Origin of the sequence: Nonomuraea sp. NPDC049646 (genome assembly GCF_044465525.1) — a bacterium.
Taxonomy (GTDB): domain Bacteria; phylum Actinomycetota; class Actinomycetes; order Streptosporangiales; family Streptosporangiaceae; genus Nonomuraea.
Genome location: NZ_JBITLU010000010.1, coordinates 259843 through 279234 on the forward strand (window position 1 = coordinate 259843; position 19392 = coordinate 279234).

Sequence of the window (19392 nt, forward strand, 5' to 3'; positions counted from 1 at the left end):
CGTGGCTGACGGATATCACGGTGGGCTCGGCGTGCTGCTCGACGGCCGGAGGTTGTCGCCGGTGCAGCGGAGGATCGCCCACTACCTGGGCGAGCACCTCGACGAGGCGATCTTCCTGTCCAGCGTCGAGCTGGCCGAGCGGGCCGGGGTCAGCCAGCCCTCGGTGACCAGGTTCGCCATGGTGCTCGGCTTCGCCGGCTATCCCGAGCTGCGCCAGGCGCTGCGTCCGCTGGTGCTCGGCGGCGGCGTGGTCGCGCCCCAGGAGAGCCTGCTGCGCAACGCCATCGACAGCGAGATCCGCAACCTCGCCGTGGTCCGCGAGCGGCTGGCCGCCCTCCCGCTCAAGGAGCTGGGCGAGCAGCTCGCCGCCACCGAGCCGCTGCCGGTGCTGGGCCTGCGGGTCTCCTGCGGCCTGGCCACCACCTTCGCCTACTACGCCAGGCGCATCCACCCCGACGTGCGCCTGCTCACCCACGGCGGCTCCGAGCTGGTCGAGGGGCTGCACGCGGCACGGCGGGCGGGCGCGGAGTGGGTGGTGGCGGTGGTGCTCCCGCGTTACCCGGCCGAGGTCGTGCAGGCGCTGGAGTACGCCGGGAAGCTCGGCCTGCGCGTCGCCGCCATCACCGACAGACCGGACTTCCCGGCCGAGGTCGTGCTCGACGGCCCGGTCGGGGACCGCCTGGTGTTCGACTCCCACGCGGCCCCCCTGGCCCTCGCCATGGCCCTGGTCGAGGCCATGGCCGACGCCGCCCCGCTGCGTACCAGGGCCAGGCTGGAGGAGTACGAGCGGATGACCGACGAGGCCGGCACGTTCCTACCCGGCGATCCTGCGTAGCGACCGCATCGACCAGATCGTCGTGAGCACCGCGAGCACGATGAACAGCCCGAACGCGATCGGGATCGACGAGTCGCCGAGCCGCCCGGCGAACAGCGCCCGCCCGGCCTCGACCGCGTGGTAGAGCGGGTTGACCGGCGCGATCGCCCGCATCCAGCCGGGCGCGAACGAGATCGGGATGAACAGCCCGGCCAGCAGCATGATCGGCAGCATGAACAGGTTGAGCGTCTGCGACATGCCGTTCTCGTCGCGCACGGTCAGCGCCAGCCCCTGCGACAGCCCCGAGGCGAACAGCCCGGTGGCCGCCATGAGCGCCAGCACCAGCACCAGCTCGACGCCGCCGATCCGCACGCCCATGGCCACGGCCACGACCAGCACCAGGACCGCCTGGCAGACCAGCACGACCATGTCCTTGGCCACCCGCCCGAGCACGATGGCCGGCCGCCAGGCGGGGCTGACGGCGTACCGTTCGAGCGAGCCGTTGCGCAGCTCGGCGATCAGGCCGAACCCGGAGAACAGCGAGCCGAACACGGCGATCATCATCATCGACGCGGGCGTGAACATGCGCAGGGCGTCGACCGTGCTGCGGCCCGGCGTCAGGTCCTTGAGCAGCGGCGCGAACATCAGCAGGTAGAGCACCGGCTGCAGGATGCCGAACAGCGGCCAGACGGGGTTGCTGAAGGACTTCTTCAGCTCGTAGCCGGTGAACAGGGCGATGTGGCGGATCATGCGGCGGCTCCGGTGTCGCGCAGGGACCGGCCGGTCTTGGCCAGGAAGACGTCGTCGAGGGTGGAGCGGTCGAGCGCGATCGAGCGCAGGCCGATGCCCTGCTCCTCAAGGACGCGCAGCAGCGCGGGCAGCGTGTGCTCGCCGTCGTCGACGTAGACGCGCAGGGCGTCCTCGTCCAGGCGGACCTCGCGGGCCAGCGGCCTGAGCGCCTCGGCGGCCCGCTCGGGCTCGGCCAGCCGCAGCGTGACGACGTCGCCGGAGACCTCGCGCTTGAGCTCGCCGGGCGTGCCCTCGGCCACGATGCGTCCGTGGTCGACGATCACCAGCCGGTCGCAGAGGGCGTCGGCCTCGTCGAGGTAGTGGGTGCTGAGCAGCACGCTCGTGCCGGCCTCGCGGAGCTGCCTGATGCGGTCCCAGAGGTTGGCCCGGTTCTGCGGGTCGAGGCCGGTGGTGGGCTCGTCGAGGAAGAGCAGCGGCGGGGCGTGCACCAGCCCCAGCGCGACGGCCACCCGCCGTTTCTGGCCGCCGGAGAGCGTGCGGCCGGGCCGGTCGGCCATCTCGGCGAGGTCGAAGCGGTCGAGCACGTCGGCCGTCGCCTGCCTCGGGTCGGCCACGCCGTGGATCTTCGCGGCCATCATGATCTGGGCGCGGGCGCTCGTGGTGTCCTCCACGCCGCCCGCCTGGCTGACGTAGCCGAGCCGGCGGCGCACGGCCTCCGGCTCCTTGCGCAGGTCGTGGCCGGCGACGACGGCGGTGCCGGAGTCGGGCGTGATCAGCGTGGCCAGCATGCGGATCGTCGTGGTCTTGCCGGCGCCGTTGGGGCCGAGCACGCCGAAGATCTCGCCCTTCTCGACGTCGAGGTCGATGCCGCGCACGGCCTCGACGGTCTGGGAGCCCTTGCGGCTCCTGGTGGTGAACGTCTTGCGTAACTCACGTGCCTCAATGATCATTTTTCTCCTCAGGGCAGTTCGTCCTTCTCGACCCGGCCGATCGCGCCTTCCACCCAGTCGAGCTGGGCTTGGAGCATGGCCTGGGTCAGGCGGAGGTTCTCGTCGAGGTGGCGGGGCTCGCCGTAGCGCTGCTTGGTGCCGTACGCGTGGTCGATGGTCTCGATGTTCAGTCGCAGTTGCCGAATCCTGCCATGCAGGGCGTCGAGAATCTCCTGCTTTTCCATCCGGTGCATGAACGTCAGCGCGACCTGGAAGGGGTCGACGACGGGTCTCACCTCGGACCAGCTGTGCATGAGCAGCCGGTGGAACTCGTAGCGGCCGGCCTCGGTCAGCTCGTAGACGACCTTGCCGCCCTTGCCGGCCTCGACGACCGCGAGCAGCCCCTCGTCGGCCATCTTGCCCAGGCCGTGGTAGATCGAGCCGAAGGCGACGTTGGCCCAGGTGTCGGCGCCCATCATCTCCAGCCGGCGGCGTACGCCGTAGCCGTTCATGGGGCCGTCGAGCAGGGAACCGAGAATCAGGATGCGCGTGGACGCCGACATGTGCTCAAGTTTGTACTCAAATTTGCATAGCCGTCAAGGTCATAAACTCGGCACCATGACTGAACGACCGACCGCGCTGGTCACCGGCGCTTCCCGCGGCGTGGGCGAGGCCGTGGCACGGGCGCTGGGCCCCACGCATCACGTCATCCTCGGCGGCAGGGACGAGTCCGCGCTCGCCAGGCTGGCCGGCGAGCTGCCCGACGCGCGGCCCTGGCCCGTCGAGCTGACCCGGCTCACCGAGGCCGACGTCAGCGGCGTCGAGCGGCTCGACGTGCTCGTGCACAGCGCCGGGATCGCGCTGCTCGGCCGGATCGCCGACCAGCCCGCCGGCAACTGGCGCACGACCATGGAGCTCAACGTCGTCGCGGTCGCCGAGCTGACCCGGCTGCTGCTGCCCGCGCTGCGCCGCGCCCGGGGGCACGTCGTCTGCGTGAACTCCGGGGCGGGGCAGCGGGCCAACCCCGAGTGGGCCTCGTACGCGGCCAGCAAGTTCGCCCTGCGCGCCTTCGCCGACGCGCTGCGCCTGGAGGAGCCCGAGCTGCGGGTCACCACCGTCTACCCGGGCCGGGTGGCCACCGACATGCAGCGCGGCGTACGCGCCCAGGAGGGCGGCGCGTACGAGCCGGACAAGTACCTCACCCCGGAGAGCGTCGCGCGGGCCGTGCTCGCCACGATCAACGCCGGACCCGACGCCCACCTCACCGAACTGACCATCAGACCGAGCGCGGGCCCGGCCAACTGACATGTGAATGAATCCATTCACTACAGTGGACCCATGCTTGAACCACTCGCGCACATAGGACGAGATCCCCGCTCCGGCGGATACGTGAGAGACGCCTGGTCGGCCGCCGACATGGAGCTACGCGGGTGGTTCGCGGGCGAGGCCGCGCGCCGCGGGCTCGACCTGCGGGAAGACCGCAACGGCAACCTCTGGGCCTGGTGGGGCGACCCGTCGCGGCAGCCCGGCGTGGTCACCGGCAGCCACCTCGACTCCGTGCGCCACGGCGGCGCCTACGACGGCCCGCTCGGCGTGGTGTCCGCCTTCGCCGCCCTCGACCTGCTGCGCGAGCGGCAGGTCACGCCGGGCCGGCCCATCGGCGTCGCCTGCTTCACCGACGAGGAGGGGGCCAGGTTCGGCGTGCCGTGCATGGGCTCGCGGCTGCTCACCGGCGCGCTCACGCCGGAGCGCGCGCTCGCGCTCACCGACGACGAGGGCGACACGCTGGCCGACGTCCTGGCGCGGGCCGGCCGCAAGCCGGAGGCGCTGGGCCGCGACGCCGAGACCCTGGCCACCATCGGCACGTTCGTCGAGCTCCACGTCGAGCAGGGCCGCGGCCTGGTGCACGAGGGCCGCCCGGTGGGCGTGGCCGCCGCCATCTGGCCGCACGGCCGGTGGCGGTTCGACTTCCACGGCAGGGCCGACCACGCGGGCACCACCCGGCTGGCCGACCGCGACGACCCGATGCTGCCCTTCGCCCGCCTGGTGCTGGCCGCCCGCGAGGCGGCCGAGCGGCACGACGTGGTGGCCACGGTCGGCAAGACCCACGTCTCGCCCGGCAACGCCAACGCCGTCCCCGGCCTGGTCACCGCCTGGCTGGACGCCCGAGGCCCGGCCGAGCCCGCGGTCCGCGCCCTGGTCGAGGAGCTCTCCGCGGCGGCCGGCGCCGACGTGCGCGAGGAGTCGTGGACCCCGGAGGTCGCCTTCGGCGCGGCGCTGAGGGACCGGCTGGCCCGCGTGGCGGGCGGCGACACGCCCGCGCCGATCCTGCCGACCGGAGCGGGCCACGACGCCGGAATCCTCGCCACGGCGGGCGTCCCGAGCGCGATGTTGTTCGTACGCAACCCCACCGGCGTGTCCCATTCCCCCGAGGAGCACGCCGACCAGGCAGACTGCCATGCGGGAGTGGTGGCACTCGCGGACGTGCTGGAGGATCTGTGTCGCTGACCTACTGGTGCGAGCAGGCCTGGTTGCCCGACGGGGTCGCCCACGGCGTCCTCATCGAGGTCGAGGGCGCCCGGATCGCCAGGATCGGGCGGGGGGAGCCCGGCTCGGCCGAGCGGCTGCCCGGCCTGACCATCCCCGGCCTGGCCAACGCCCACTCCCACGCCTTCCACCGGGCCCTGCGCGGCGCCACCCAGCGCGGCAAGGGCGACTTCTGGACCTGGCGCGACCAGATGTACGAGGTCGCGGGCAAGCTCGACCCCGACACCTACTTCCAGCTCGCAAGGGCGGTCTACGCCGAGATGGCGCTGGCCGGGGTGACCTGCGTGGGCGAGTTCCACTACCTGCACCACGGCCCCGGCGGCCGCCCGTACGAGGACAGGAACGTGATGAGCCACGCGCTCGTCCAGGCCGCGCGCGAGGCCGGGCTGCGCATCACGCTGCTCGACACCTGCTACCTGTCCGGCGGCATCGGCGTGCCGCTGTCGGGCACCCAGCTCCGCTTCAGCGACGGCAGCGCCGAGGGCTGGGCGGCCAGGGCCGACGAGCTGGCCGCCGCCTACGAGGGCCAGCACGACGTGGAGATCGGGGCCGCCGTCCACTCGGTGCGCGCGGTGCCGCCCGACCAGATGCCGGTGGTGGCCGAGTTCTCCCACCGGCACGCCGCCCCGCTGCACGCGCACGTCTCCGAGCAGCGCGCCGAGAACGCCGCCTGCGCCGAGACGTACGCCGCCACGCCGGTCCAGATCCTGCACGAGCGCGGCGTGCTGGGCCCGCGCTCGACCGCGGTGCACGCCACCCATCTGACCGACTCCGACGTGGAGCTGCTCGGCCAGTCGGGCACGTCCATCTGCATGTGCCCCACGACCGAGCGCGACCTCGCCGACGGCGTCGGCCCGGCCAGGGCGGCGGCCGACCGCGGCACCCCGATCACGCTGGGCTCCGACGGCCACGCCGTGATCGACCTGTTCGAGGAGGCCCGCGCGGTCGAGCTCGACGAGCGGCTGACCAGCGAGCGGCGCGGCCACTGGAGCGCCGCCGACCTGCTCACCGCCGCCACCGGCGCCGGGCACACCTCGCTCGGCTTCGCCGACGCCGGCCGGCTCATCCCCGGGGCCTGGGCCGACCTGGTCTCGGTCCGGCTCGACTCGGTCCGTACGGCGGGCATCGGCGGCCTGGAGGCCGTGGTGTTCGCGGCGACGGCCTCCGACGTGCACTCGGTGGTCTCCGGCGGCCGCAGGGTGGTCGCGCAGGGCCGCCACCAGCTCGGCGACGTCGGGCACATGCTCTCCGAGGCGATAGGAAAGGTGCGATGACCACCACGCTGATCGACGGGATCGGGCTGCTCTACACCGGCGACCCCGAGCGCGAGGAGATCGCCGACGCGGCGCTGGTCGTCGAGGACGGCCTGGTGGCCTGGGTCGGCCCCGCCGCCCAGGCGCCCGCCGCCGACGAGCGCCTGCACGCGGGCGGCCGGGCCGTGCTGCCCGGGTTCGTGGACAGCCACGCCCACCTGGTGTTCGCCGGCGACCGTACGGCCGAGTTCCAGGCCCGCATGTCGGGGCAGCCGTACACCGGCGGGGGCATCAGGACGACCGTCGCCGCCACCCGCGCGGCCAGCGACGCCGACCTGGCCACGCACGCCCGCGCCCTGGTGGAGGAGATGCTCGCCCAGGGCACCACCACCGTGGAGATCAAGAGCGGCTACGGGCTGTCCGCCGAGCACGAGCGCCGCTCCCTGGAGATCGCCACCACCCTCACCGACGAGACGACGTACCTGGGCGCGCACGTCGTCCCCGAGGGCGCCGACGCCGACGACTACGTCCGGCTGGTGACGGGCGAGATGCTCGACGCCTGCGCCCCCTACGCCAAGTGGGTGGACGTCTTCTGCGAGCGCGGCGCGTTCGACGGCGACCAGACCAGGGAGATCCTGAACGCCGGGATCAAGGCCGGGCTCCAGCCCCGGGTGCACGCCAACCAGCTCACCGAGGGGCCCGGCGTGCGCATCGCCTGCGAGCTGGGCGCGGCCTCGGCCGACCACTGCACCCACCTGTCGGCGGCCGACGTCGACGCCCTCGCCTCCAGTGGGACGGTGGCGACACTGCTGCCGGGGGCCGAGTTCTCCACCCGCTCGCCCTATCCCGACGCGCGGCGGCTCATCGACGCGGGCGTCACGGTCGCGCTGGCCACCGACTGCAACCCGGGCTCGTCGTTCACCTCGTCGATGCCGTTCTGCGTGGCGCTGGCGGTGCGTGAGATGGGGATGACGCCGCTGGAGGCGGTGCGCGCGGCCACGTACGGCGGGGCCCGCGCGCTGCGCCGCACGGACGTAGGGTGGCTGCGTCAGGGGGCCCGCGCGGACCTGGTCGTGCTCGACGCCCCCTCCTATGTCCACCTGGCGTACCGGCCCGGTGTTCCCCTTGTCCACCAGGTGTTTCAGGCGGGTCTCCTCCTTTAGGAGGACGTTCAAGACCCTCCCTCTGGCGTAGCTGTTTAGGGAATCTTTGCTTCCGGCCGGACGTTGGCCGGATATAGGACGCAGCTGCGGAACGAGGTGCCAGGGGATGGCAAGGCCTACGGGGAGTCGCACGCAGGAGCAGCACGTCGCTGACCGCGACCTGCTGGGGACGTATCTGGCCGAGATCGGCCGGGTCCCGCTGCTCACGGCGGAGGAAGAGGTGGAGCTCGCCAAGCGGATCGAGGCGGGCCTGTTCGCCGAGCAGCTTCTTGACAGCGGAGGCTCCGAGCCGCGGATCGGGGACGCGGCCGACGAGGAGCTGGAGCGCCTGGCCGTCTCCGGCCAGCGCGCCAAGGACGAGTTCATCCAGGCCAACCTGCGCCTGGTGGTGGCGGTGGCCCGGAAGTACTCGGGCCGGGGGATGCCGCTCATCGACCTGGTCCAGGAGGGGAACCTGGGCCTGGTCCGAGCGGTGGAGAAGTTCGACTACCGCCGGGGGTACAAGTTCTCCACCTACGCGACCTGGTGGATCAGGCAGTCGGTCGGACGGGCCATCCACGAGCAGGCCCGTCCGGTCCGGCTGCCGACGCACGCCGGGGAGCAGATGACCCGGCTGATGCGGGTGCGCCGCGACATGCTGGCCGAGTTCGACGCCGAGCCGACCGACGGCGACCTCGCCGAGATCCTCGACCTGCCGATCGAGCGGGTGCGCGAGCTGCGCCGCTGGGCCTCCGACCCGGTGTCGTTGCAGCTCGGCGTGGGTGACGAGGACGAGACCGAGCTCGGTGACATGATCGCCGACGAGACCTGGGCCGATCCCGAGCAGCAGGCCATCGACATCCTTGAGCGCGAGCGGCTCGACCAGTGGCTCACCGGCCTGGAGGGCGACACCAGCGAGATGCTGCGCTGGCGCTACGGGCTGGTCGACGGGCGCGAGCACACGCTGACCGAGGTGGGGGAGCGCTACGGCATCGGCCGCGACCGCGCCCGCCGCATCGAGCGCGACGCCCTGGCCCGGCTGCGCCGCATGGCCAACGCCGCCGCCTGACCTTTCTCCGCGTGCCCGGCCCCGCCGCCCGGCCTTCCGGGCGGCGCCGCCGTTTCCGGGCAGTCTCCGGACTCCGGGGGCCCGCCACGGCTTGAGGACGCGGGCTCTGAGGGCCCGCTACGGCTTGAGGACGCGGGCTCTGAGGGCCCGCTACGGCTTGAGGACGCGGCGCAGGAACTCCTCCACGGCGGCCTCCGCCGTCGCCGTGTCGCCGCCCCTGGCGACGAGCAGGGCGCTCTCGTTGACGGCCGCCAGCAGCATGTGGGCGTGCAGGTCGACGTAGTCGTCGGGCACCGCGCCGGTCGCCTGCAGGGCCGCCTTCAGCATGCCGAAGGAGTACCGCTCCTCCATCGCCCGCCAGCTCTCCCAGCCCAGCACCGCGGGCGCGTCGATGAGCACGATGCGCCGGATCACCGGATCGCCCGCCAGCCTGACCCAGGCCAGCGCGCCCGCCAGCAGCGCCGCCGCCGGGTCGGCGATGCCGCGCACCGCCTTGGCGATCTTGACGCCGATGGCCGACTCCGTGGCCTCCAGCACCGCCTCGAACAGCGCGTCCTTGCCCGCGTAGTGGTGGTAGAGGGCGCCGCGGCTCAGCCCCGACTCCTGGAGCACGGTCTCGATCGACGTGTCGTCGTAGCCCCGCTCGGCGAACAGCCGCGTGGCGATGGCCAGGACCTTGTCGCGGGTGGCCGCGCCGCGCTCCGCCTTGAGGTTCATGCCCTCACTCTAGACAAACCGACCAACGGTCGGTAATTTCCTAGACCGACAGTCGGTCTGTAATTGAGAGGAGGCCGGCATGGACGGCATCAACTACGTGGACGTGGGCCAGGGCCCGGTGACCCTGTTCGTGCACGGCGTGGGCACCAGCTCGTACCTGTGGCGCAACGTCATCGCCGAGCTGCGCGACGAGCGCCGCTGCGTGGCCATGGACCTGCCCGCGCACGGCGGCAGCGAGCCGCGCGACGACCTGTCCATCCCCGCGCTGGCCGAGGCCGTGGAGGAGCTGTGCGCCGGGCTCGGCCTGGCGGAGGTGGACCTCGTGGCCAACGACACCGGCGGCGCCGTCGCCCAGGTCTTCGCGGTACGCCACCCCGGACGCCTGCGCTCGCTCACCCTCACCAACTGCGACGTGCACACCAACACCCCGCCGGAGGCGTTCAAGGACACCGTGGAGCTGGCCGCCAGGGGCGAGCTGGCCGGGCTGGTGGCCGCCGTGCTGGACCACCCGGAGCTGCTGGCCGGAACCGCCCTGGGCGCCGGCTACGAGCACATCGACGACCCCGCCGCGCTGGTGGACGCCTACCTGCGCCCGATCCTGGCCGGGCCGGGCGGCGGACGCGCCTTCGAACGCCTGCTGACCTCGATCGACGCCGCGGACATGGTCGCCATCGAGCCGCAGCTCACCGTGCTCGCCGTGCCGACGCTGGTCGTGTGGGGCACCGGCGACGTGTTCTTCGACGTGAGCTGGGCCCGCTGGCTGCGCGACACGATCCCCGGCGTGCGGGAGGTCGTCGAGATCGAGGGCGGGCGGCTGTTCTTCCCCGACGAGCGGGCCGCCGAGCTGGTCCCTCACCTGCGCCGCTTCTGGGGCCGGGCCTAAGCTCTCGATCATGCATGTCGAGACGTTGCGTCGCTATCCGGTGAAGTCGATGCTGGGCGAGGAGATCGCCGAGAGCGAGGTGACCGAGCGCGGCCTGTCCGGCGACCGGGCCCGGGCGGTGCTCGACGTCGCCACGGGGAAGATCGCCAGCGCCAAGAATCCGCGGCTCTGGCGCGACCTGCTGACCCTCGAAGGCGCCCGCGCGCCGGGCGACGAGGAGCTGTCGAAGCTGCTCGGCCGCGAGGTGCGGCTGATCGACGTGCCGCCGGAGGGGGCCGAGCTGGAGCGGTCGGTGCCCGAACGGGTGCTGGCCGAGGGCATCGAGGCGGAGGTGCCGTACACGGTGGGCACGCTCGGCGGGGCCGCGCCGGAGGGCACCTTCTTCGACTTCGCGCCCCTGCACCTGATCTCCACCTCGACGATCGAGCGCATCGGCGAGCTCAGCCCGCGCGGGCACGTCGAAGCCCTCCGCTACCGGCCCAACCTGATCATCAGGACGGAGGCGGCGGGCTTCGCCGAGAACGACTGGGTGGGGCGCGAACTGCACGTTGGAGACGAGGTCGTGCTCCAGGTCATCGTGGCCAGCCCGCGCTGCGCGGTGCCGACGCTCGCCCACGGCACGCTCGGCCGCGACGCCGAGGCGCTGCGCGTGCCGGCCCGGCACAACCGGGTCCAGGTGCTGGAGGCCGGGCTCCAGGCGTGCGCGGGCGTCTACGCGCGGGTGCTGCGCCCCGGCCGGATCGCCCGGGGCGACCGGGTCAGGCCAGCGGGCTGAGGTACTTCTCCAGGTCGTCGAGGATCTTGCCGGCGGCGGTGACGCCGATGCCGGTCATCCAGATCTCGTCGTCCACGTCGTGGGCGTGGCCGGCCTTCACCGCGGCGAGGTTCTGCCACAGCGGGCCGCCGGTCACCGTGGCCTGCGACTTGGCGGCGGCCTCGCCGTAGGCGCTGTAGAAGACCACGTCGCCGTCGGCCTTGGCGATGTTCTCCTGGCTCAGCTTGCCGAAGCGCTTGTCGTCCTGGTCGGCCAGGCGCTGGGCCTCGGGCCGCTGGACGCCGGCGTCGCCGACGACGATGCCGCTGAACGACTCGGGGCCGTACATGCGGATCTCGGTGGGCATGAAGCGCACGATGCTCACCGACAGCTTGCCGAACTTCCCGCCCAGCGCCTCGGCCCGCTGCTCGTAGGCCGACAGCAGCCCGGACGCCTGCTCCTTCTTGCCCAGGGCCTCGGCGTCCAGCAGGAAGTTCTCCTTCCAGGTGACGCCCACCTTCTCGGTGAACACGGTCGGCGCGATCTTGGCGAGCTTGTCGTAGAAGGCGGCCTGGCGGAACTTCGAGCCGAGGATGAGGTCCGGCTTGAGGGCCATGATGGCCTCGATGTTGGGCTGCTGGAGCGTGCCGACCGGCTTGGTGGCCGACAGCGCCGAGCCGAGGTACTCCGGCCAGGTCTGGTTCTCGCCCGCCTGGGCCGCGCCGACGGGGGCCATCCCGAGGGAGACCATCGTGTCCAGCTTGTCGGTGTCGAGCACGACGACCCGCTTGGGGGTCATCGGCACCTTGGTCTCGCCCATGGCGTGCTTGACGGTCCGGGTGGGGCCGGCGTCCTCCGTGCCGGTGGAGGTGCCGCAGGCGGCCAGGGCGAGGACGGGGAGCAGGGCCAGAAGCCGGAGACGCATGAGGGATTCCTTGATCTATTAGGTTAGGCAATCCTAAGTATCTCATGACCGGATCGGCGCGTGTGAAGGGGCCGAAACCTACCCGAAACACCGTGCCGACGAGATTCACCGGCGCGAAACACTGCAGGTCGAGCCACGAAACCCCGGCCGAACACGCTGTGGCCACACGTCACATGTAAGGAGGGTCGCGTCGTGAAGATCGATAGCGGCACCACAGCCTGGATGCTCGCGGCCACCGCGCTGGTGTTGCTGATGACTCCGGGTCTCGCGTTCTTCTACGGGGGCATGACCAGGGCCAAGAGCGTCCTGAACATGATGATGATGTCCTTCGGCGCCATCATCACGGTCACCGTGGCCTGGGTGCTGTTCGGGCACTCGCTCGCCTTCACCGACAACGGCAGCTCGCTGCTGAACAACGTCGTCGGCGGCTTCGACGCCCTGGGCCTGCAGAGCCTGGTGGAGACGGCCACCAAGGACGACGGCACAGGCATGCCGAGCCTGGTCTTCTCGGCCTTCCAGCTGACGTTCGCCATCATCACCGTCGCCCTGATCAGCGGCGCGATCGCGGACCGGGCGAAGTTCGGCGCGTGGATCCTGTTCAGCGTCATCTGGGCCACCGTCGTCTACTTCCCGGTCGCCCACTGGGTGTGGGGCACCGGCTGGCTCAACACCATGGGCATCGAGGACTTCGCCGGCGGAACCGTCGTGCACATCAACGCCGGCGCCGCGGCGCTGGCCCTGGCCCTCGTGCTCGGCAAGCGCCAGGGCTGGCGCAAGGAGCCGATGCGGCCGCACAACCTCACGCTGGTCCTGCTCGGCGCGGGCCTGCTGTGGTTCGGCTGGTTCGGCTTCAACGCCGGCTCCGAGCTGGCCGTGGACGGCACCGCCGGGCTGGCGTTCATGAACACCCAGATCGCCACGGCGGTCGCCGCGGGGGCCTGGCTCGTCGTGGAGAAGCTGCGCGACGGCCACGCCACCAGCCTCGGCGTCGCCTCCGGCGCGGTCGCCGGCCTGGTCGCCATCACGCCGGCCTGCGGCTTCGTGGACCCGTGGGCCGCGATGGTCATCGGCCTGGCCGCCGGTGCCGTGTGCGCCTACGCCGTGGGCCTGAAGTACCGCCTGGGCTTCGACGACTCGCTCGACGTGGTCGGCGTGCACCTGGTCGGCGGCGTCATCGGCGCCGTCTCGCTCGGCTTCCTGGCCGCCTATCCCTTCCTCGACCAGCAGAGCAAGGGCCTGTTCTACGGCGGCGGCCTCGGCCAGCTCGGGCTCCAGGTGCTCGGCCCGGTCGCGATCGGCGGCTACTCGTTCGTCGCCACCTGGATCGTCGGCAAGCTCATCGACAGGACGATGGGCTTCCGCATCTCCGCCGAGGACGAGCTCACCGGCATCGACGTCACCACGCACGCCGAGACCGGGTACGACCTCGGCACGGTCTACGCCTCCGGCGTGACCACCCCGAACGGTCCGCTCACCCCGGCTCCGGCACCCAAGAAGGTGGAGGCATGAGGCTCATCACCGCGATCATCAAGCCGTTCAAGCTCGACGACGTCAAGGCGGCGCTGGAGCAGTTCGGCATCAAGGGCATGACGGTCAGCGAGGCCAGCGGCTACGGCCGCCAGCGCGGCCACACCGAGGTCTACCGCGGCGCCGAGTACCAGGTGGACCTGGTGCCGAAGGTGCGCCTGGAGGTGCTGACCGAGGAGGACGACGCCGAGGACGTCATCGACGTCATCGTCAAGGCGGCGCACACCGGCAAGATCGGCGACGGCAAGGTCTGGTCCGTGCCCGTCGACACGGCCGTGCGCGTACGCACCGGAGAGCGAGGGCCGGAGGCCCTGTGAGAGGAGAGGCGCGCTCGTACGCCGCGGCCCGCAAGGAGCGGACCGCGGACACCGACCGCTGGCTCAAGGACCTCTTCAGGACGGCGAGCGACGGCGACCAGGTCTCCCTGGTCGCCGTCGGCAGCCTCGGCCGCGGCGAGCCGGCCCCCGGCAGCGACCTGGACCTGGTCCTGCTGCACGACGGCCGGGCCGATGTCGCGCGGATCGCCGACCGCATCTGGTACCCGATCTGGGACTCCAGCGTCGGCCTCGACCACTCCGTGCGGACCGTGGCGGAGGCCGTGGCCGTGGCCAGGCAGGACCTCAAGGCCGTGCTCGGCCTCATCCAGGCCAGGCACGTAGCCGGCGACCCCGACCTGACCCGGAGGGCCAGGGAGGCGGTGCTGGCCGAGTGGCGGGCCGACTCGCGGCGCAGGCTGGGCGAGCTGCGCGCGTCGGCCGACCGGCGGGCGCAGGTCAGCGGCGAGCTGGCCTTCCTCCTCGAACCCGACCTCAAGGACGGCCGCGGCGGGCTGCGCGACGTCCAGGCGATGCAGGCCGTGGCGGCGGCGTGGGTCGCCTCGGCGCCGGGACCGCGGGCCCGCGAGGCCCACGAGTTCATCCTCGACGTGCGGCACGCGCTGCACGTCGTCACCGCGCGCGGCGCCGACCGGCTGGTGCTCCAGGAGCAGGACGCGGTGGCCGGGCTGCTCGGCCTGCTGGACGCCGAGGCCCTCATGCGCCGGCTCGCCGAGGCCGGCCGGACCGTCTCCCACGCCTTCGACGCCACCTGGCGCACGGTTGACAGGCTGCTGTCAGGGCCGGTCCCGCGCGGGCGCCGTCCGCTGGCCGACGGCGTGGTGGAGCACGGCGGGGAGGTGGTGCTCGCCAGGGGCGCGGACCCGCGCAAGGACCCCGTCCTGGTGCTGCGGGCCGCCGCCGCGGCGGCCGGCTCCGGGCTGCCGCTGGCGCCCGCCACGGTGTCCGTCCTGGCTGCTCAGTCGGCTTCGATGCCGGTGCCGTGGCCGGAGGAGGCGCGCGACGCGCTGGTGTCGATCCTCGGCGCGGGACGGGCCGCCGTGCCGGTGTGGGAGGAGCTCGACCAGGCGGGCGTGCTTGTCAAGCTGCTTCCTGACTGGGAGCGCGTGCGGCACCGTCCGCAGCGCAACCCCATCCATCGCTTCACCGTCGACCGGCACCTGATCGAGGCCGCCGCGAACGCCGCCGGCCACGCCCGCGAGGTCTCCCGTCCCGACCTGCTGCTGATCGGCGCGCTCCTGCACGACATCGGCAAGGGCTGGCCGGGCGACCACTCGGCGACGGGCGAGGTCGTGGTGCGCGACATCGCCCGCCGCATGGGGCTGCCCGCCCGCGACGTCGAGACGCTGGCCACGGTCGTCCGCCACCACCTGCTGCTGCCCGAGACCGCCACCCGCAGGGACCTCGACGACCCGGTCACGATCGAGAAGGTCGCCGCCACGGTCGGCTCCCGCGAGGTGCTCGACCTGCTGGCCGCGCTGGCCGTCGCCGACGGCAACGCGACCGGGCCGGCCGCCTGGAACGCCTGGAAGGCAGGGCTGGTCGCCGACCTCGTCCGCCGCGTGAGGTCCGTGCTGTCGGGCGCGCCGCCGCCCAGGGCGCCCTCGATCCCGCCCGAGCAGGCGGCGCTGGCCCGGCACGGCGGCGGCGCGGTGCGCGTCAACGGCGGCGCGGTCACCGTCGTCGCGCCGGACCGGGCCGGGCTGCTGTGGAGCGCCGCCGGGGTGCTGGCCGCCCACCGGATGGTCGTCCGCTCGGCCTCGGCCGCCTCGGCGGGCGGCACGGCGGTCATCGAGTTCGCCGTCGTGCCCGAGTACGGCTCGCCGCCCGACCCCGCCACCCTGGAGGCCGACCTCCGTCTCGTCCTTGCCGGCCGTCTTGACATCGAGCAGCGGCTGGCCCGCCGGACCAGGTCCGTGCGGCCGCCGCGGGTACCTGTGGCTCCACCTCGGGTGACACTGGTGGACGACGCCTCCGCGACGGCCACCGTGGTGGAAGTCAGGGCCCATGACAGGCCGGGGCTCCTGTGGCGCATCGGACGGGCGTTCGGGGAGTGCGGTCTTGACGTGAGAGCCGCCCGCGTGGAGACTCTCGGCGCGGAGGCGGTGGACGTCTTCTATGTCGTGGACCGCGCCGGTCGCCCCCTCAGCGACAGCGCGCAGCGAGCTCAAGTCCACGATCAGGTGCTGGCCGCACTGCGATAACCAACAGTGAACAACTGTCGGTCACATATGTAACGATTGTGTCCGAAATGCCTGTTAAGTCGGATGCTGCGGATACCTTGTGGACGGCTTTGACACCCGTCGTTGAACGGGACGATTGAGGGGTAGCGAAAGCAGTGATCACGGGGAACTCCGACAGCGGCCATGCCGCGAGGCGGGACCGCGGGAAGCGGTCGCTGCCTCGCCTCGGCCTGCGCAACTGGCGCGTGAGATGGCGTCTGACGGCGCTCATCCTCGTGCCCACCATCGCCGGCGTCGTGCTCGGGGGAGCGCGTGTGGTCGGCTCGGTCCAGAGCATCGGCGACTACGACCGCACGGCCACCGCGGCCGAGCAGTCCGGCCGGATCCGGGACCTGGTGCAGGCACTCGGCCTGGAGCGTGACACGGGGGGCTGGATCGGCGCCTATCCCAAGTTGCGCAAGTCGAAGGCCGGCGAGCTCGCCGAGTACAAGGCCGCGGTGGACAAGCTGGTCACCAGCGTCCGCGCGGACCTCGACACCATGGACGAGTCCTACGGCGAACGCGTCGTGAAGGCCGCCGGCCAGGCCAAGTACGACCTCAACCGGCTGTCCAAGATCCGCGCCGAGGGCCAGGCCGACACCATCCGGTACGACTTCCTCACCGACACCCTGCTCAAGCTGCACGACGAACTCGCGCTGCTGTCGGACGACTCCCAGATCATCGGCCACTTCCGCGCCCTGAGCGCGCTCGCGCAGGCCAAGGAGGAGATGTCCCGCCAGCGCGTGCAGCTGCTGAAGAACTCCTACAACGTCGAGCGCGTCGACGCCAAGGAGGTCGAGCGGTTCATCGCCTCCAACGCCCGCGAGCAGAGCGACATCGCCACCGTGGGCGCCGAGGCCGGCGTCGAGATCGGCCTGCAGCTGTCCAAGCTGCTGACCGGCAAGAACGAGTACGTCAACGTCCAGCTCACCAAGGCCCGCGCGGTCACCCTGGCCAGCGGCCGGGCCCCGGGCGTGCGGATCGCCGACAACCTGATCTCCTCCCGGTCCAACGCCCGCGAGCAGTGGTTCAACGACAACAAGGTCGCCATCGGCGTCCTGCACGAGATCGAGAAGGACCTCGCCGACAAGGTGAACCTGCGCAGCCAGGAGCTGCGCGAGTCCGAGATCCGCAACGCCATCATCGCCGGTGTGCTGATCCTGGCGCTGCTGCTGGTCGTGCTGCTGCTCACCGTGGCCATCGCCCGTTCGATGGTCGGCCCGCTGCGCCGGCTGCGCACCGAGGCCCTGGAGATCGCCGGCTTCCGGCTCCCCGACGTGGTCCGCCAGCTCCGCGTCTCGGGCGAGGCCAGCACCGACGTCCGCCCGATCGAGGTCGAGGGCCAGGACGAGATCGGCGAGGTCGCGCGGGCCTTCGACCAGGTCCACCGCCAGGCCGTGCGCCTGGCCGGCGAGGAGGCCGAGCTCCGCAGCAACATCAGCTCGATGTTCGTCAACCTCTCGCGCCGCACCCAGACGCTGGTCGAGCGGCAGATCTCGCTGATCGACGGCCTGGAGAAGGGCGAGCAGGACGGCGGCCGCCTGGCCGACCTGTTCAAGCTCGACCACCTGGCCACCCGCATGCGCCGCAACTCCGAGAACCTGCTGGTCCTGGCCGGCCACGAGGCCACCCGCCGGCGCAGCCAGCCGGCCAAGCTGGTCGACGTCGTGCGCGCCGCGCTGTCGGAGGTCGAGGGCTACGAGCGCGTCCAGGTCAAGGTCCACCGGGCCACGTCCGTGCAGGGCAGCGCCGCCAACGACCTCGTCCACCTGGTGGCCGAGCTGGTCGAGAACGCGATCCAGTTCTCCCCGAGCAACTCCCAGGTCCTGGTCTCCAGCAGCCTCATCGAGGGCGGCGGCGCGCTGCTGTCGGTGAGCGACTCCGGCATCAGCATGACCGAGGAGGAGCTGGCCGAGGCCAACCGCCGCCTGGCCGAGCCGCCCGTCGTGGACGTGTCGGTCTCCCGCCGCATGGGCCTGTTCGTGGTCGGCCGGCTGGCGCTGCGCCACGGCATCCGGGTGCAGCTGCGCAAGGGCGAGGGCGAGGGCCTGATCGCCATGGTGCTGCTGCCGCCCACGCTGATCGCCGACAACATGCAGCAGCCGCTGCCGCAGCGCCCGGCCTTCGGCGGCGGGACCGTGCCGCCGCCCGCGCCGAACGGCTCGTTCCGGTCGTTCGGCAGCTTCGACTCGGTCGAGGCGAACGGGGCCAGGCCGGCTCCGGGCGCCCCGGCCAGGTTCGGCACCGGACCGTCGGCGCCCGCCGCGCCCGCCATGCCCGCTGCGCCCCCGGGGGCCTTCGACAGCGCGGCCGCCGGGCCGCCGTCCTTCGACAGCGCGCCCTCGGGGCCGCCGTCCTTCGACAACCCGCCGCCGGCGCCCAGGCACGGGCTCGGGGCGTTCAACTCCGACCCGGGCCGTCCGGTCAACGGCTTCACGGCCGACACCGACGGCGGCTCCTACCGGCGGCAGCCGTCCTCGTTCGACTCCGGGGCCTACCCGTCGTTGCCGTCGGGCACCGGCTCGTTCCCGTCGTACCCGGCGAGCGGCAACGGGGCGTTCCCGACGCCGCCGCCGTACGCGACGAACTACGGGACGAACGACGTACGCCGTCCCGATCCGGCGCCCTCGGTGGACGTCTCGCCGATGGAGCTGGAGCAGGAGGAGTTTCTGCCGATCTTCGCGTCGGTGGAGTCCGCGTGGTTCCGCAGGCCGCCGGGGGAGCCGGCGCCCGAGGCGTCCTCGTCCGGCGAGAACGGCGGTGAGGCGAGGCCCGCGCAAGCCGTACCCTCTGGGGAGGAAGCGTGGCAGACGGCCGCGGACGCCGGTTGGCGTGCGGCGGCCAAAGCCAGCGAGCCCAGCCTCGGCGGCGTGACCGCCGCGGGGCTCCCCAAGCGCACCCCCAAGGCCAATCTGGTCCCCGGCACGGCCAGCCAGCCCGCTCAGCAGCAGGCTCAGCAGTCGCCGCCGCCGGCGCCGCCGGTCTCAGCCGACCGGATGCGCAGCCGCATGGCCAGCTACCAGAAGGGTGTGCGACGGGGCCGCCAGGAAGTACGTGGACAGGAGGAACAGAGTGAGTAAGCGTCCCGCTGGGGAGGATGCGTGACAACGCTGAGCCATGAGGCCAACCGCTTCGACTGGCTGATCACCGACTTCGTGCGCAACACTCCGGGGGTCGCGCACGCCGTGGTCGTCTCGGCGGACGGCCTGTGCCTGGCCGCCTCCGAGGGTTTCCCGCCGGACCGGGCCGACCAGCTCGCGGCGGTCTCCGCCGGGCTGCTGAGCCTGACGGTCGGCGCGTCCAGGGTGTTCGAGGGCGGCGCGGTGTCGCAGACCGTCGTCGAGATGCAGCGCGGGCTGCTCCTGGTCATGGCGATCAGCGACGGCTCCGTGCTCACGGTGCTGGCGGGTCCTGATTGTGACATGGGGCTGGTGGCGTACCAGATGACGCTGCTGGTAGACAGAGCGGGACAGGCGCTCACGCCGGCCCTGCGCGCCGAACTCCAGGCCGCCAGGACCCGGTGAT

At 72.4% G+C, this 19392-nt stretch carries 18 protein-coding genes; 13 read left to right on the forward strand and 5 right to left on the reverse strand.

The window, feature by feature from the left end:
• Nucleotide 1: 1 nt before the first annotated feature.
• Entirely contained in the window at nt 2-835 is an 834-nt protein-coding gene (locus ACIBQ8_RS29735) for a MurR/RpiR family transcriptional regulator (protein ID WP_352326830.1), read from the forward strand.
• On the opposite strand, the gene ACIBQ8_RS29740 is transcribed toward ACIBQ8_RS29735, so the two are convergent.
• From ACIBQ8_RS29740 to ACIBQ8_RS29750, 3 genes are read right to left on the reverse strand one after another with little or no spacing between them, the layout of a single operon-like run.
• A complete protein-coding gene (locus ACIBQ8_RS29740; RefSeq protein ID WP_397169527.1) occupies nt 815-1564 on the reverse strand; it encodes an ABC transporter permease in 750 nt (249 codons plus the stop codon). The two genes, ACIBQ8_RS29735 and ACIBQ8_RS29740, sit on opposite strands and share 21 nt — an antisense overlap.
• A complete protein-coding gene (locus ACIBQ8_RS29745) occupies nt 1561-2511 on the reverse strand; it encodes an ATP-binding cassette domain-containing protein (RefSeq protein WP_397170694.1) in 951 nt (316 codons plus the stop codon). The genes ACIBQ8_RS29740 and ACIBQ8_RS29745 overlap by 4 nt, the downstream gene beginning before the upstream one ends.
• 11 nt (nt 2512-2522) lie before the next feature.
• On the reverse strand, nt 2523-3056 hold the full coding sequence (locus ACIBQ8_RS29750; protein WP_397169525.1) for a PadR family transcriptional regulator: 534 nt from the start codon (nt 3054-3056) through the stop codon (nt 2523-2525).
• A gap of 55 nt (nt 3057-3111) precedes the next feature.
• Here ACIBQ8_RS29750 and ACIBQ8_RS29755 point away from each other — a divergent pair, with 55 nt between their 5' ends.
• The 5 genes from ACIBQ8_RS29755 (at nt 3112) to ACIBQ8_RS29775 (ending at nt 8504) form a co-directional block, all read left to right on the forward strand.
• The gene (locus ACIBQ8_RS29755; RefSeq protein WP_397193492.1) at nt 3112-3798 is read left to right on the forward strand and encodes an SDR family oxidoreductase; all 687 of its coding nucleotides are present in this window, start codon (nt 3112-3114) and stop codon (nt 3796-3798) included.
• 33 nt (nt 3799-3831) lie between these two features.
• Entirely contained in the window at nt 3832-5001 is a 1170-nt protein-coding gene (locus ACIBQ8_RS29760) for an allantoate amidohydrolase (protein ID WP_397193493.1), read from the forward strand.
• Nucleotides 4992-6314 carry a formimidoylglutamate deiminase gene (locus tag ACIBQ8_RS29765; RefSeq protein ID WP_397193494.1) on the forward strand — a complete coding sequence of 441 codons (1323 nt, stop codon included), beginning with the start codon at nt 4992-4994 and terminating at the stop codon, nt 6312-6314. The genes ACIBQ8_RS29760 and ACIBQ8_RS29765 overlap by 10 nt, the downstream gene beginning before the upstream one ends.
• Nucleotides 6311-7456 (forward strand): imidazolonepropionase, encoded by a 1146-nt coding sequence (hutI, locus tag ACIBQ8_RS29770; protein WP_397193495.1) that lies wholly within the window; start codon nt 6311-6313, stop codon nt 7454-7456. The genes ACIBQ8_RS29765 and hutI overlap by 4 nt, the downstream gene beginning before the upstream one ends.
• Nucleotides 7457-7562: 106 nt before the next feature.
• Nucleotides 7563-8504 (forward strand): sigma-70 family RNA polymerase sigma factor, encoded by a 942-nt coding sequence (locus ACIBQ8_RS29775; RefSeq protein ID WP_352350215.1) that lies wholly within the window; start codon nt 7563-7565, stop codon nt 8502-8504.
• A gap of 150 nt (nt 8505-8654) precedes the next feature.
• Here ACIBQ8_RS29775 and ACIBQ8_RS29780 read toward each other — a convergent pair whose 3' ends face one another.
• Nucleotides 8655-9221, reverse strand: coding sequence for a TetR/AcrR family transcriptional regulator (locus ACIBQ8_RS29780; RefSeq protein WP_397169517.1), 567 nt, complete (start codon nt 9219-9221; stop codon nt 8655-8657).
• Between the two features lie 79 nt (nt 9222-9300).
• On the opposite strand from ACIBQ8_RS29780, the gene ACIBQ8_RS29785 reads away from it, so the two are divergent.
• Together ACIBQ8_RS29785 and ACIBQ8_RS29790 are read left to right on the forward strand one after the other, a co-directional pair.
• The gene (locus ACIBQ8_RS29785) at nt 9301-10104 is read left to right on the forward strand and encodes an alpha/beta fold hydrolase (RefSeq protein WP_397193496.1); all 804 of its coding nucleotides are present in this window, start codon (nt 9301-9303) and stop codon (nt 10102-10104) included.
• A gap of 10 nt (nt 10105-10114) precedes the next feature.
• Nucleotides 10115-10879: an MOSC domain-containing protein gene (locus tag ACIBQ8_RS29790; protein ID WP_397193497.1), complete on the forward strand. Its 765-nt coding sequence runs from the start codon at nt 10115-10117 to the stop codon at nt 10877-10879.
• Here ACIBQ8_RS29790 and ACIBQ8_RS29795 read toward each other — a convergent pair.
• Nucleotides 10863-11783 carry an ABC transporter substrate-binding protein gene (locus tag ACIBQ8_RS29795; protein ID WP_397169511.1) on the reverse strand — a complete coding sequence of 307 codons (921 nt, stop codon included), beginning with the start codon at nt 11781-11783 and terminating at the stop codon, nt 10863-10865. The two genes, ACIBQ8_RS29790 and ACIBQ8_RS29795, sit on opposite strands and share 17 nt — an antisense overlap.
• 192 nt (nt 11784-11975) lie before the next feature.
• On the opposite strand from ACIBQ8_RS29795, the gene ACIBQ8_RS29800 reads away from it, so the two are divergent.
• From ACIBQ8_RS29800 to ACIBQ8_RS29820, 5 genes are all read left to right on the forward strand, one after another.
• Nucleotides 11976-13292 (forward strand): ammonium transporter, encoded by a 1317-nt coding sequence (locus tag ACIBQ8_RS29800; protein ID WP_397169509.1) that lies wholly within the window; start codon nt 11976-11978, stop codon nt 13290-13292.
• On the forward strand, nt 13289-13627 hold the full coding sequence (locus ACIBQ8_RS29805; protein ID WP_352321406.1) for a P-II family nitrogen regulator: 339 nt from the start codon (nt 13289-13291) through the stop codon (nt 13625-13627). Before ACIBQ8_RS29800 ends, ACIBQ8_RS29805 begins: the two co-directional genes overlap by 4 nt.
• Nucleotides 13624-15849: a [protein-PII] uridylyltransferase gene (locus ACIBQ8_RS29810; RefSeq protein ID WP_397169507.1), complete on the forward strand. Its 2226-nt coding sequence runs from the start codon at nt 13624-13626 to the stop codon at nt 15847-15849. Before ACIBQ8_RS29805 ends, ACIBQ8_RS29810 begins: the two co-directional genes overlap by 4 nt.
• A 224-nt stretch (nt 15850-16073) precedes the next feature.
• Complete coding sequence (locus ACIBQ8_RS29815) at nt 16074-18947, forward strand: nitrate- and nitrite sensing domain-containing protein (RefSeq protein WP_397193498.1); 2874 nt, start codon at nt 16074-16076, stop codon at nt 18945-18947.
• Nucleotides 18948-18968: 21 nt separating this feature from the next.
• Complete coding sequence (locus tag ACIBQ8_RS29820) at nt 18969-19391, forward strand: roadblock/LC7 domain-containing protein (RefSeq protein ID WP_357971168.1); 423 nt, start codon at nt 18969-18971, stop codon at nt 19389-19391.
• Nucleotide 19392 lies beyond the last annotated feature (1 nt).